The organism is Legionella gratiana, assembly GCF_001467695.1.
Lineage (GTDB): Bacteria > Pseudomonadota > Gammaproteobacteria > Legionellales > Legionellaceae > Legionella > Legionella gratiana.
Genome location: NZ_LNYE01000022.1, coordinates 340,594 through 354,924, shown reverse-complemented (window position 1 = coordinate 354,924; position 14,331 = coordinate 340,594). Strand labels below are relative to the sequence as shown.

Sequence of the window (14,331 nt, the reverse complement as noted above, 5' to 3'; positions counted from 1 at the left end):
AAATAATTATGTCGCAACATGCAATAGGTCAATTTTGTTGGAACGAATTAGCTACTGCTGATGTAAAAAGATCCAAAGAATTTTACAGTCAATTATTAGGTTGGCACTATAAAGAAATTCATTCTGAAGAAATGACGTATACTCTTGTTCAATCAGGGGATCAAGAAATTGCAGGTATATGGCAAATCCCTAAAGATCAACAAAATAGGATTCCCCCACATTGGATGGCTTATATTTTGGTAAATAATGTTGCAGAAACTTTGGAAAAAGCAAAACAGCATGGTGCTCAAGAAATAAAAGGGGTTACTCATGTAGGGGATATGGGGCTTTTTGCAATTATTAAAGACCCGACGGGTGCGCACGTTGCATTTTGGGAATCAAAAAATAAATAACGTAAAAGGGATAGAATTGCCTTTTATGTCGTTAAACGGCCTGTTACCTTCCAACTTGCGTGTGGCAGCGCGCTCATTGATGTGAGCGCGTGCTGATGCGCTTAATATTGAGACCAGTTTTGGTCAGGTAGATTTTCTACAGGCAATAATTCATAAGTTCTAAAGACATTGCCATCGCGAGATAAAAGAATAGCAATCGGCCTTGTCTTTTCAAAATGAGCAAAGATAATCATCATCATTACGGTGATTGGTACCGCTAGAAACATGCCTAGTAGTCCCCATATATCACCCCAGACGGCCAAGGCAAATAGGATTACTAGCGGGCTTAAATTCAATGAATTACTTAAGTAACGAGGTTCAATTATATTTCCTACAATAAATTGTACTGTTCCTAAACCAAAGATGATTTTTGTGAAAGGAATCCAGCCAGTGAATTGTACTATTGCTAAAGAAGCAGGAAAAGCAATTGCAATGATCGCGCCAATGTTTGGTATAAAGTTGAGAAAGAAAATCAGAAGTGCCCAAAACTCTGCAAAATCAAGTCCTACCCATTTCATAATAATCCAACTTGCAATGGCGGTGATAATACTCAAAATTGATTTTAATCCTAGATAAGTTTGGGTATTAACTACAATATGATTCAAGATGTTGTTGACGAGTATGCGATTTTCTAAAGAAGGAAAAAGTGCATCGATTTTTTTGAGAAAAAAATATTGCTCCGCAAATAAAAATGCAACGTACAACAAGATGAGTACGGTAGAACTTGCAAGAGTTGAGAATACTCCATAAGCATTGATTAAAACCGTTTGTAAATTAAGTGATTTTATCATTTGATTCAGACTCGATAAAATTTCAATATGGAGCTTTTTATCAATATTGCTAAAAATGGCTAATAAATTTTCTTGATAGCGATTGGATGCGGCAATGACGTTATTGACGTTATGCGTAATGATGTTCATAAAAATAAAAATAAAAACAGCAAGAATTACCAAAGCAAAAATCATACTTAACCAACTAGGAAGCCGAGTACCTACCATTGGTATTCGTTGAATTGTACTACTAATGGTATTAAGAAGATGCCAAATAAAAATGGCAATGACAAAAGGAATTAATACATGGCTTCCTACAATGAGAAAATAACCAATAATCCATATTACAATGAGTCCTGAAGTAAAGAGAAGCATGCGACTCATAAGATAGTTCCTTTTGATTTTATTTATTTTTATTGCTAAATATTAGCATTGATTATCCAGGATAAAAATTTAAAAATAACTTTATTCTCATGACGTAGAGAAATAAGTAGACACTTAAACCTAGAAAAATAGGTATAATGCACTGCTTCCCTAAGTAAGCTTGCCTATACTATTAGTGTAGTTACTTAGGTATAATGAAACCCCATGAACTTATCAAATTATCAAAGCCTTTCTTGGGCTCATCGGTTGGTGCGAGATTGGTTTGTACAAAAAGTAGGTAAACCTACTGAACCACAAGAACAAGGATGGCCATTTATTTTAGCGGGTCATGATACACTCATTTCTTCACCGACTGGTTCGGGTAAAACTTTGGCTGCATTTTTAGCTTGCTTAGACGGTCTAATACGTAAAGCTGTAGCAGGAAATTTACACGATATCACTGAAGTATTATATGTTTCACCACTTAAGGCATTAAGTAATGACGTACAAAAGAATTTGCTGTTACCTTTACAAGAAATTAGTGAGTTAGCCAAAGAGCGAGGCGTTGTTTTACCTGAAATTCGCGTGGCTGTGAGAACTGGGGATACAACAACAAACGAACGACAAAAAATGATCAAAAAACCGCCACATATTTTGATTACTACACCAGAGTCTTTTTACATTCTGTTAACCGCTGAAAAAAGCCGGGTGAACATGTCAGCCATTCATACCGTTATTGTCGATGAAATTCATGCTTTAGCGAATAACAAACGAGGTGCGCATCTCGCATTATCTTTAGAACGTTTAGAGGCACTTACCCCAAGATCATTTATCCGCATAGGCCTGTCTGCTACTCAAAAACCTTTGGAAAAAGTGGCAAACTTTCTAGTAGGTTCTAAAAAGACTCAAGTGAAATTGGTCAACATTGGCCATACACGGCAATTAGATTTGCAAGTTGTTCTACCCGAAAGTGAATTAGCTGCCGTTGCCTCCAATGAAATGTGGGATGAGATTTATGAAAAAATTGCGGCTTTAGCCCAAGAAAATCGCGCTACATTAGTATTTGTCAATACACGAAAACTAGCGGAACGTGTTGCCCATCATTTGGAACAACGTTTAGGTGAAAATAAGGTATTAGCTCATCACGGTAGTTTATCACGGAAATTACGTCTTGATGCAGAAGCTCAACTGAAGAATGGTATGTTAAAAGTTCTGGTTGCTACAGCTTCATTAGAATTAGGAATTGATATTGGTCATATTGACTTAGTATGCCAAATCGGATCTCCACGAGCTATTGCTACTGCATTACAACGTATTGGTAGAGCAGGACATTGGCATGCAGCGATTTCAACAGGGCGTATTTTTGCCACCACACGTGATGAGTTATTAGAATGTGCGGCTCTAGTTTATGCCATCCGTCATGGAGATTTAGATCAGTTAATTATTCCAGAAGAGCCCTTAGATATTTTAGCGCAACAAATTGTGGCTGCCTGTGCCACCCAGGATTGGGTGGAGGATTTGCTTTTTCGCTATTTTAAAAATGCTTATCCTTACCATCATTTGACGCAAGAAAAATTTGATGAAATTCTCACTATGCTCTCAGAAGGCACTACCGGATCACGTGGGCGTTATGGTGCCTATATTCATAGAGATCGGGTGAATCATATTATTAAAGGACGGCGAGGGAGTCGTTTGGCTGCAATCACCAGTGGTGGTGCAATTCCCGATAATGGTTTGTTTTCAGTGATTGCGATGCCGGATAATGTCATGGTTGGTACTTTAGATGAAGATTTTGCAGTAGAGAGTAATCGTGGGGACATTTTTTTGCTAGGGACAAATTCTTGGAAAGTACTGCGTATTGAAAAGGGGCGCGTGCTAGTAGAAGATGCACATGGTGCACCACCCAGTGTTCCTTTTTGGTTAGGAGAAGCCCCTGCGCGCAGTATCGAACTGTCACTGCAAGTATCACAACTTCGAGAAAAAATTAGTTCTCTGTTACCCGAAAAAACACCTCAAATTGTTGATGCAAGACATGTTCCTCAAATACAAAAAGCGATTCAATGGTTAATGAACTATTGTGGCCTTGATGTTTCTGCCGCGGAGCAGTTGCTTGAGTATGTTCGTTTAGGTCGGCAAATTTTAGGCGCGGTTCCCACGCAGAAAACAATAATAGCAGAACGTTTTTTTGATGAAAGTGGCGGCATGCAACTCATTATCCATGCGCCATTTGGTGCGCGAATTAACAAAGCTTGGGGATTGGCTTTACGAAAGAAATTTTGCCGATCGTTTAATTTTGAGCTACAAGCGGCTGCCACAGATAATGGTGTAAATATTTCCCTAACGGAGCAACATAGCTTTCCTTTATCGGATGTCTTTCATTTTTTGCATACAAACACTTTAAAAGAGGTTGTGACCCAAGCAGTATTGCAATCCCCTTTACTCGGTGTACGCTTTCGCGCAGTGGCTACGCGCTCATTATCATTATTACGTTTTCGAGGCGGCAAAAAAATTCCTCCTAACATCCAACGTATGCTTGCTGATGATTTATTAGCTGCTGTATTTCCAGATGCCGCGGCCTGTCAGGATAATTTAGGTGGTCGCGATGTAGTGTTGCCTGATCATCCGCTTATCGAAGAAACCATGAAAGATATCTTAATGGATGCTTTGGATATTGATGGAGTAACAAAAGTAATCCATGATATTGAAACGCAGCATATTACTTGTCTCGCTGTAGATACACCAGTTCCCTCAGTGTTTTCTCATGAAATTTTAAATACAAATCCTTATGCATTCTTGGATGATGCTCCTTTAGAGGAGCGGCGCTCACGCGCAGTTGAAATGCGTCGCGTATTACCCGAGTCCCTGTTAGAAGAGGTAGGACAACTCGATCCTAAAGCAGTATCCGAGGTTCAGGAACAAGCTTGGCCTGATATTCGTTCTGCAGATGAATTACAGGATGTGTTGCAAACAGTTATTGTTTTTCCAGAACTCATTCAAGTGACTGAATTTCAAGCTACTTTGCCACAGTGGAAAATATATTTTAGTGAGTTACAACAGGAAGGACGAGCTGTATTAGCTACTGTTGCTGGTAAAAATTATTATGTGTCTACAGAAAAAAGAAAGATTTTTCATTGTATTTTTCCAGATGCCTCATTTGCTCATGAGGTAGCAAATGTCAGCGAAGAACCCTGCTCCTTTGAGGAGGCCATACTGAAAACGTTGCGGGGTTGGTTGTTACATACAGGTCCAATTACTCAAAAGAAGTTGAGCGATTGTTTCCATCTCACTCCAGTAGATATCGCGCATGCTTTATTGAAATTAGAAGCAAGTGGATATGTGTTACGTGGACATTTTCGTACTGAGTGTGCGGGCGAAAGAGAATGGTGTGAAAGGCGATTACTTGCGCGTATTCATCGCGCTACTACTGACTCTTTACGCAAACAAATCAAACCCGTTAGCCCAGCTCAATTTATGGCATGGTTGCTGAAATGGCATCACATAGGCCCAGGTCATCAGATGAAAGGTGAGCAAGGATTGCTGGCAGTAATCAAGCAGCTACAAGGCTTTGAACTTGCTGCGTGTTCCTGGGAAAGCGATGTTTTCCCTGTGCGCGTCCATGATTATGACATGCTGATGCTCGATAAGTTATGCATGAGTGGCCTAGTAGGGTGGGGGCGAATATCACAACATCCTTCTGTAGTGCTTGCAGATGAAGAAACCAAAAAATCTCGACGCCTAGCACCAACCCGAAATGCACCAATTACTTTTTTTGTTCGAGAAGAGGCTGATTGGATTCCACCTCATACACCTATAGATAATATTGAGGAAATAACGAGTCTTAGTTATCCAGCCCGCAATATTTATCGATTTTTGCAAAAATATGGAGCTTCATTTTATGTGGACATTGTACGTGGTACAGGGAATTTGAAAATTGAAGTGGAAAATGGTTTATGGGAATTAGTTGCAGCAGGAATGGTAACTGCAGATAGTTTTGATAATGTGCGGACTTTGATGAGTACAAAACGCAAATCCAGTAGTCGGCATCGACGCAGATCTCTGTTTCCACTCAGTACGGGGCGCTGGTCTTTATTGCATATTCATGCACAAGAAGATTATGAAAAACGTGTAGAGGCTGCATGTTGGATGTTATTAAAACGTTACGGAGTACTCTTTCGTGATTTGCTCGTACGTGAAAAAAATAGTCCGCGCTGGCGAGATTTATTAATTTTTTTGCGACGTCTTGAATTACGTGGTGAGGTACGTGGAGGACGATTTGTCGATGGCTTTTTAGGGGAACAATTTGCACTACCTTATGCAGTAGACTCTCTACGGGCTATACGGAATGAAGAAATAAATGAAATACCGCAAATTATTTCAGCGGTGGATCCGTTAAATTTAATTGGAATTATTTTACCTGGTGAACGTCTATCCGCAACATCAAAATCGGAGATTAGGTTAGTTGCAGGTAACGTTTTGACTCCATAAAAGGTTAACCTAGAAGTAATTGGGAGATTTTATGATGCATAATCAGCCCCGTTATACTTTTTTAAATAAGCAAAAATTACCATTAATGATACAACCTACAACTGATAAACCAGCAGACATTAACTGTTTAGTGCAGTTTCTTAAAGAAGAAAATACTTTATTCAAAGAGCATTTGCTTCATTATCATGCCATTATTTTTCGTGGATTTAATATTAATACCCCTGATCACTTTAGTAAGGCTATTCAAGCCTGTGATTTAGGAGCAAATTATAATTATGACTTTTGTCCTGTTCCAAGAACAAAAATTCAAGAGGGTATATCTACTTCATCAAATTATCCTGCAAGTTATCCTATTGCATTACATAATGAAAAGTCCTATAGCGCTGAGTTTCCCACTCATATTTTTTTTAACTGCATTAAAGCGGCTGAACAAGGAGGATGTACTTCGCTTGCTGATGGACATCAAATTTGGCTTTCTCTTCCAGAATTTTTACAACAAAAACTACAGTCAAAAGGTGTTTTATATCGCCGACATTTTTACAGTTATGGAATAAAATATAAAATCATTCAATCACTGGGCGTAGCGCCTGTATTTAAGACATGGATGGAAGAATTTAATACCCATGAAAAAAATAAGGTTGAAACGATACTTCAGCAAACGAAACAACAATTTAAATGGAAAGGAAATGATTTAGTAACAGAGGTATTTCTTCCTGCCAGTAGAAAGCATCCTCTAACAGGTGAATTAGTATGGTTCAATCAATCCAATCAGCTTACTCATTATTGTAATGGTATTAGTGATTATGTTAATTCAATCATTAAAAACCCGATTGTTTCTTTTATTTTATTGCGAAATAACTTCCATCCTTATTTGATTTTTTATGGAGATGGTACGTCTTTTTCAAAACAAGAATCTTTGTTAATTGCTGAAGCCATTCAAAAAAATACGCATTTAATTTCCTGGCAACCAGGAGATCTTATGGTTATCGATAATTATTCCTGTCTGCATGGAAAAACACCTCATGTTGGAGAGCGATTAATTTTAGCTGGAATGACCAAGTATCCTTATGATAAGGAGGATAGTGATGTTTCCTGAGATATCGCATAAAAAATTTGTGATCGGAGATCTGTATTTTTTAAATGAACTGGAAACTCAGGGATTAATCTATGAAGTTTTTTCACAAAATACTTATTTGCTTGATTTTCTTAGTTTAAACCCTGGGTCAATCATTGTTGATGTAGGGGCAAATATTGGTATTTTTTCATTATTTGCCCTGCAACATTGTAATTATGATGCTGAGATCTACTGTTTTGAGCCTATTCCGATGACTTTTTCTTGCTTGCAAAAAAATTTAGAGCGTTTTAAGCATAAGATACACCTATACAATACAGGGATCAGTCATGTTGATTATGATTGTGACGTTGAGTTTACTCTATTTGGAAAAAGTGTAGGTACCGCAACTTACAGACCCCAAGATAAGATTATTTCAAATTTTCAACCTTTATTGGATTATAATACTTTATTAAAGCTACTCCCTTGGCAAAATAAATTTCTCTATTATCAGTTAAAGTTTTTTCCCTTTTTACGGAATTACCTAATTAAAAGAAACTATAGAAAGCAAACAGTAGAAACTAAAGTTAAATGTAGGTTGACTTCGTTAGGACGTTTTATCGAACAACATCATATAGATCATATTGATTTTTTAAAAGTGGATGTTGAGGGGGCTGAAGTAGAGGTTATAGAGAGTATTAAACCCGAGCAATTTTCTATAATTAAACAGTTAAGTATTGAAATTCATGATATTGAACATCGAGTTGAAAAACTTAATTTGTACTTACAAAAACAAGGTTATCTCACTTTAGTCGATAGAAATCCAATTTTAGCGGATCTGGGTTTTAATCATCATATGATCTATGCAAAAAGGATATAGGAATAAACGAATAGGCATCTTCAGAACGTTACTCGCTCGCTACAGACCCAACTGATTTTTCTAGAATTATCTTTTTTAGATTAATTTTTAAACAGTTATATCGAATTCACGTTATACTAGGATCATATACCTCAAAAGGTGATTATATGTCTTTTTTACGCTTTTTAATAAATAGACTCAATCATTTGGTTCCTCAAATCAATGAGAGGAATAATAGGTCAATATCCCCAGTTGAATTAATAGCGCACCACATTCACGATTACGAGAAACAGTTTCAAAAGCATCAAGAAGCCGTCTACTATTCCAAAGAAATACTAGAAGACCTAATCAATCAAAGACTAAGAGCATTATTACTGCATGCAAAATCAAAATCTCCTTGGTATAAAAAAACGCTAGCAAAAATCAACATAGAGAACTTTACCAAAGAACGACTAGAGGAGCTTCCTACTATAAATAAAACCATTTTAATGGAAAATTGGGATGCAATTGTCACCAATCCTAAGCTTTCATTAGCTTTGATTGAAAAACATCTGAGTAAAAAAAATGATAAGATCGACACATTGTATCTGTTCTCCCATTATCAGGTCGTGTCCACTGGAGGAAGTAGTGGGAAACGAGGTGTATTTATTTATGATTGGGATGAGTGGATTACATTTCGCACTGCATTTATCCGCTATCCACTCTACAATTATGAACGCACGCAAATGGTAACTACAAAACTAAATGCCAATTCAAAAATTGTTAGCTTGTTTGTAACAAACACAGCAATTGCAGCTTATTCTTTAGCAAAAACCTTTGAGCGATACAATGAAAATATGTATTTTCTGCCTATGGCTATAACACCATTAAATGTAGTCATTACTCGTCTCAATCAAATTATGCCTGATATCTTAACCGCTTCTCCTTCCTATATTCACAAAGTATGTCAACTCATTCAAAAAGGGCAAATAAAAATTGAACCTAAGTTTATTTTTGTTGGTGGGGAACCCCTTTTTGAACAAACCCTGGATTTAATTAAAGAAACTTGGCCTAACGTGGATATTTTTAATGTATTCGGCTGTACTGAGGGAATGGTGGGGTTAAATTGTCGCGCAAATACAGATGAGATGCATTTGAATGATGATCAATGCATTGTTGAACCTCTGGATGAACAAAATCGCCCTGTTGGGAAAGGAATTATGGCTTCCAAAGTATATATAACTAATTTGTATAATTATACTTTGCCACTAATTCGCTATGAAAATTCAGATGAGATTTTATTTTTAAATAAAACCTGTGATTGTGGCATCCAACACCAGCTTATAAAAGCACCTAAAGGTCGACCTGGATGTGACTTTAATTATCCTGGCAATATTTTTGTACATCATTCACTTTTCTTAGGAGCGCTTTTGACCGAAAAAAATATTCAAGAATATCAGGTCGAACAAACAATAGATGGGGTTAATATTAGGGTTGTAACCACTGGTTTTATAAATAAGCTCCAATTGCAAGAGAATATACGTTTACGATTAAGCAAAGTAGGTTTTCATAATGCCACAGTGACGATCATTGAAGTACCTGAAATTAAATATTTGTATTCGGGTAAACTCAATCGTTTTATACCCTTGAAGTCGAATTCGTAAGCAATGATATGGATTCATCCTCCCTTTTAAACGGCTATTAGATGAGCCAAAATGTTTTTGTTGAAAAACAAAAAGAAAATCAAGCCTGGTTGCTCGCAACTGTCTCTTGATGAGATATGATCAAGAGGTTGTCTAATAGCGTATGGCTGCAAGGTGAAGTTTAGAGCAAAATTTTGTTACTTTTAGACCTTCTGCTTTTGTGGAAGGCGACGGTATTGAGAAGTCCGTCACCCTCTGCGCAAGCAGGGGGTCTAATAGGGTATGACTGCAAGGTGAAGTTAGAGCAAGCTTTGTTACTTTTAGACCTTCTGCTTTTGCGGAAGGCGACGGTATTGAGAAGTCCATCACCCTCTAGACTCTTTATTCGCAGGCCAAACTGCTGTTTATCGATTAGTAAAATAATGACAGTTCAAATTTTCCAGGCTTGCAATGACCGAATATACAAACTCTGTGAACGTTTGTCAGACGTTAGTTTTCATCATAGCTGCGCAAAACAAGATGGGTGTTACTTCCACCTGCACCATAGCTAGAAACACCAGCTAAATAGTGTTTTTTTAGTTCAGGAAAATCTTGAAATTGAGTGGCAATATATAGAGGCGAGTCGTCCAACATAAAATCTGGGTTCGGAGTTTCAAAGTTAATTGAAGGGACAATAGCTTTATTTTTGAGCATAAGTACGGTTTTGATGATTGAGGCCATCCCGGATACAATACCCGTATGACCTAAATTACTTATTACGGAGCTTATTGGACAACGATTTGTTTTGGTAACGTCTTTGAATGCTTTTTTTAGTGCATATATTTCGGTTGCATCACCTAATTTGGTTGAGGCGCCATGGGCTGCAATATAATCAAGATCACCTGGCTCAATAGCTGCATTTTTCCAGGCGGATTGCAAGCAACTATATTGGCCATGAATCCCGGGGGCCATAAATCCTTCTTTTGAAGAATTACCATCGTTATTCATAGCAGCCCCGATAATAACAGCGTGGATTAGGTCATTATCTGCAATTGCATCTTCAAGTCGTTTTAAAACAACCACCCCAGCACCATTTGAGTATAAAGTGCCGCATGCTGAAGCATCAAAAGAATGGCAATGGCCGTCAGAAGAAAATAATCCGTTCTCTTCATACACATATCCTACTTCTTGAGGCAAATCGATTAAGCACGCACCTGCAATTGCCATATCACATTGATAACTATTTAACTCTCGACAACTTTGTATCACCGCTGTCAAAGAAGAGGAACACGCCGTATATAAATCAATAGAACTTCCTTGAAATCCAAATTGATAAGAAATATAAGGTGCGATTACTTTTGAATAATATCTTTCTATCGCTTTTTGAGTATCAATAGCTTGGTAGTACGCTGCTCCAAAGAAATGAGAAGCGGGTTGATTATTTGCGCCAATATACACAGCCGTATTTTTAATGAAGTTATTTGCATTATTTACCTGGCTTCTCATGGTACTCAAAGCACGATAAGTTAAATGTGACATAACCTTGCCTTGAACGCCTAACAATTCAAAATTTTTGGTGGTACTTTTAAACGGAGGACTATCAAATGATTCTAAGTCATCTAATATTCCTCTGTATGGTTTGTAATTGGGATCAGCGATTAATTGTTCTGAAATACCTGATCGTTGTAATTGTTCTGCGGAAAATTTACTTACAGCTTCTTTTCCAGACCTCAATAGATCCCAATACTCATCAAGATCATTGGCTCCAGGAAATTTTACAGCCATACCTACAATAGCAACTTTGTGTGCGTGGTTATTTACATTCATTATTTCAAGGCTCCATTTCTTTGATCGTGCTAACAATTTAATGGACACTAACTAGATGGCATATAAGTGAGTAACAGTCTGAATTTACCCATTTGAAAACAATTGCCATAAGATGTGTTTGTTGCATACTCATTCTCTGTCAATTTCATGCAGAGAACATGTTCTATTGCAGCAACTCTCTTTTAATTTTAAGTATAAGCCATTTTCTTTAATTTAATTCAACCCCGCTCATTTCTTAGAGGTTACTTAGACTAAATGAAACTCAATAGTTTCTCTTTATCTATTTTTCCATTTTCTTTTATAGGCAATGCACTTAACCATATGTAATGCTCCGGAATCATATAATCTGGAATCCTAGTTTTTAAAAATGATTTAAGTTCAGCACTGCTAAGCGCTACTTGTTGGTCATTAGCAATTAAGAATGCGACTATCCTATGATCAAGAAAATCCACCTTTTCACAGATAACGACTGCATCTTGAATATTGGGATGTTCTAATAAATGATAGTGTATTTCTCCTAATTCAATACGTATACCATGCAGTTTTATCTGATCATCTTTGCGACCTAAAAATACTAATTCATTCTTCTTATTCCAACAGACTATATCTCCAGTACGATACATTTTTTCTCCTGGAAGATAAGGATTGTCTATAAACGATGTCTGAGTAAGCGCTGAATTATTTAAATAACCTTGAGCTAATCCAACTCCAGAAATGAATAGTTCTCCGGGTTCAAAGCCGGTTGAATGAAGCTGTTCATCTAACACGAAAAGTTGAATATTCTGGATGGGCTTTCCAATTGGAATAGTGCGATAATGCTTGTGTTTTTCACAAATAAAATAAGAAACATCTATTGTGGCTTCTGTGGGACCGTATAAATTGACCAATAATGCTTCTTGATCTTGAAATAGCTTATTAAATAAATTCACGCTTCTCGCGTCTAGTGCCTCTCCACTGGCAAACACATACTTTAAAGATCTTAAGCGACTCAACGAAAAATCTTGTTCGATATAATTTAAAAATATACGTAATACAGAAGGTACAAAATGAATAACGTTCAACTGATATTGTTCAATCATACGAATAAATAATTTAATATCATGTTCTTTTCTAGGTGGTAACAGAGCTACCCCGGCTCCCACAACAGACCACCAACAGGTTTCCCAAACAGAAATGTCAAAACAAGGGTGTGTTTTATGAAATACAACGTCGTGTCTTTGTAATGGAAAAGTGTTTTGCATCCATAGAATTCGATTCACTAGGGCCTGGTGTGAAATCATGACCCCTTTAGGTGTTCCTGTAGTACCTGATGTATACATCACATAGGCTAAATCTTGTTTTTCTCGGATCACATTTAAATTATGGCATTTTTCATGGCTTACATTTTCACAGATGCTTAATATTTGAAGATTATCTTTATCATTTAACCCCGATTTTGCTGTCAATAATGTATTATCTTCAACAATTAGAAATTTTATTTGACTCTCTTCGAGGATAGTTTGATTTCTAATTGCAGGGGCTAGAGGATCCAACGGTAAATAGGCACCTCCTGCCTTTAAGACCGCAAAGATTGCCATAAGCATTTCAAAAGAACGCATGAGTTGAATGCCGACAATTCCATTTAATGGCAGACCTTTTCTGCGCAGATATCTTGCATATTGATTGGCTTTTTTATTAAAAGCATCATATGAAATTTGACGATCCTCCAGATAAATAGCAGTATTTTCTGGATATTGCTTTACCTGTTCTTCGAATAAGGAGCAAATTGTTGTGAACTGATCAGATGACTTCATTTTGTAAAAACACTCTCTATTAATTGATGCAAAGCTTTGAAATGAGAATTTCGTGTATTTGTGAGGTTCCTTCGATGATCTCCATTACTTTAGCATCTCTATAATATCGTTCAACAGGATAAGTGTCATTAAAGCCAGCTGCACCAAATATTTGCAATGCATGATTAGAGACAAAAACAACCATTTTTGAAGCAACGTATTTCGCCACTAATGTTTCAGCAATGTAGGCTGGATTTTTTTGCTGTCTAAGCTCTCCCGCATAAAAACACAATTCTCGGGCCGCTTTAACCTGAACAACCATTTCAGTTATCATTTTTTGAATTAACTGATGCTCATCTAAGGTACGATCGAATTGTTTTCTTTCTTGAGCGTAATCGCGGACTGCATCCAAGCAAGCTTGTCCTAAACCAACACATCCATACGCTGTTGTATAGCGTCCTTCGTCTAAAGCCGCTTGAATAACATAGGATAAACCCATACCAATACTACCTAATAGATTTGTTTTAGGGATGCGGCAATTATCAAAAAAAATTTCTGCCAGCATATTAGAGCGTAGACCTAAAAAATTAGGTATCGGTGAAATAATTAAGCCTGGAGTGTTTTTTTCAACTAAAATCGCAGTTGGTTGTCCTTGGCAGTTTGCTAAAACTAAAAACAAATCAGCAATTTGTCCTAGGGTAATGTATTTTTTACTTCCTGTTAGAATAAATTCACCATTTGTATCCAACAACTGAGTTTCAACATGTTCCAAATCACTACCAATATTAGGTTCGGTTAAAGCTAATGCAGCTAAGGTTACTCCTGATGCAATCCGGGGTAACCAGGTTTGTTTCTGTACTTCCGAACCAAATTGTACGAGTGACTTACTGACCATGCCCAATACTGTTAAAATATTTGCCATGGAACAAAGCTCTTTTGCAAATGATTCATGCATGATGCCAATAGTCAATTCATCCCATTGTTGTCCACCAAATCGTTTAGGAATGCAAGCACCTAAAAAACCATTTTGGGCTAATGTATAAAAAAAATGACGCGGAATGTTTTGTTCTTTATCAAAAGTTTTCGCATGGGGGTGAAGATTATGTTCTATGAATCGATTAAAGAATCGTTGTTGTTTCAGATATCGAGGTTGGTAATTGGGCAAAATTCTT

General features: G+C 37.0%; 9 protein-coding genes. 5 read left to right on the top strand and 4 right to left on the bottom strand.

Annotation, left to right across the window (positions count from 1 at the left end; genetic code table 11):
- The first annotated feature begins 8 nt into the window (after nucleotides 1-8).
- Nucleotides 9-392: a VOC family protein gene (locus Lgra_RS09435; protein WP_058499002.1), complete on the top strand. Its 384-nt coding sequence runs from the start codon at nucleotides 9-11 to the stop codon at nucleotides 390-392.
- Nucleotides 393-493: 101 nt separating this feature from the next.
- Here Lgra_RS09435 and Lgra_RS09430 read toward each other — a convergent pair whose 3' ends face one another.
- On the bottom strand, nucleotides 494-1,585 hold the full coding sequence (locus Lgra_RS09430) for an AI-2E family transporter (RefSeq protein WP_058499001.1): 1,092 nt from the start codon (nucleotides 1,583-1,585) through the stop codon (nucleotides 494-496).
- A 204-nt stretch (nucleotides 1,586-1,789) separates the two neighbouring features.
- Between Lgra_RS09430 and Lgra_RS09425 the strand changes: the two genes are divergently transcribed.
- The 4 genes from Lgra_RS09425 to Lgra_RS09410 all read left to right on the top strand — a co-directional run bounded on the left by Lgra_RS09425 (nucleotide 1,790) and on the right by Lgra_RS09410 (nucleotide 9,602).
- Nucleotides 1,790-6,049, top strand: coding sequence for a DEAD/DEAH box helicase (locus Lgra_RS09425; protein WP_058499000.1), 4,260 nt, complete (start codon nucleotides 1,790-1,792; stop codon nucleotides 6,047-6,049).
- Nucleotides 6,050-6,080: 31 nt separating this feature from the next.
- Nucleotides 6,081-7,145 carry a TauD/TfdA family dioxygenase gene (locus Lgra_RS09420; protein ID WP_058498999.1) on the top strand — a complete coding sequence of 355 codons (1,065 nt, stop codon included), beginning with the start codon at nucleotides 6,081-6,083 and terminating at the stop codon, nucleotides 7,143-7,145.
- Nucleotides 7,135-7,980, top strand: a complete 846-nt coding sequence (locus tag Lgra_RS09415) for an FkbM family methyltransferase (RefSeq protein WP_058498998.1) — start codon at nucleotides 7,135-7,137, stop codon at nucleotides 7,978-7,980. Before Lgra_RS09420 ends, Lgra_RS09415 begins: the two co-directional genes overlap by 11 nt.
- A 146-nt stretch (nucleotides 7,981-8,126) precedes the next feature.
- Entirely contained in the window at nucleotides 8,127-9,602 is a 1,476-nt protein-coding gene (locus Lgra_RS09410) for a phenylacetate--CoA ligase family protein (RefSeq protein WP_058498997.1), read from the top strand.
- A 468-nt stretch (nucleotides 9,603-10,070) separates the two neighbouring features.
- On the opposite strand, the gene Lgra_RS09405 is transcribed toward Lgra_RS09410, so the two are convergent.
- The 3 genes from Lgra_RS09405 to Lgra_RS09395 form a co-directional block, all read right to left on the bottom strand.
- Nucleotides 10,071-11,387 carry a beta-ketoacyl synthase N-terminal-like domain-containing protein gene (locus Lgra_RS09405; RefSeq protein ID WP_058498996.1) on the bottom strand — a complete coding sequence of 439 codons (1,317 nt, stop codon included), beginning with the start codon at nucleotides 11,385-11,387 and terminating at the stop codon, nucleotides 10,071-10,073.
- 251 nt (nucleotides 11,388-11,638) lie between these two features.
- Nucleotides 11,639-13,180 (bottom strand): amino acid adenylation domain-containing protein, encoded by a 1,542-nt coding sequence (locus Lgra_RS09400; RefSeq protein ID WP_058498995.1) that lies wholly within the window; start codon nucleotides 13,178-13,180, stop codon nucleotides 11,639-11,641.
- Between the two features lie 19 nt (nucleotides 13,181-13,199).
- Nucleotides 13,200-14,324, bottom strand: a complete 1,125-nt coding sequence (locus Lgra_RS09395; RefSeq protein ID WP_058498994.1) for an acyl-CoA dehydrogenase family protein — start codon at nucleotides 14,322-14,324, stop codon at nucleotides 13,200-13,202.
- Nucleotides 14,325-14,331 lie beyond the last annotated feature (7 nt).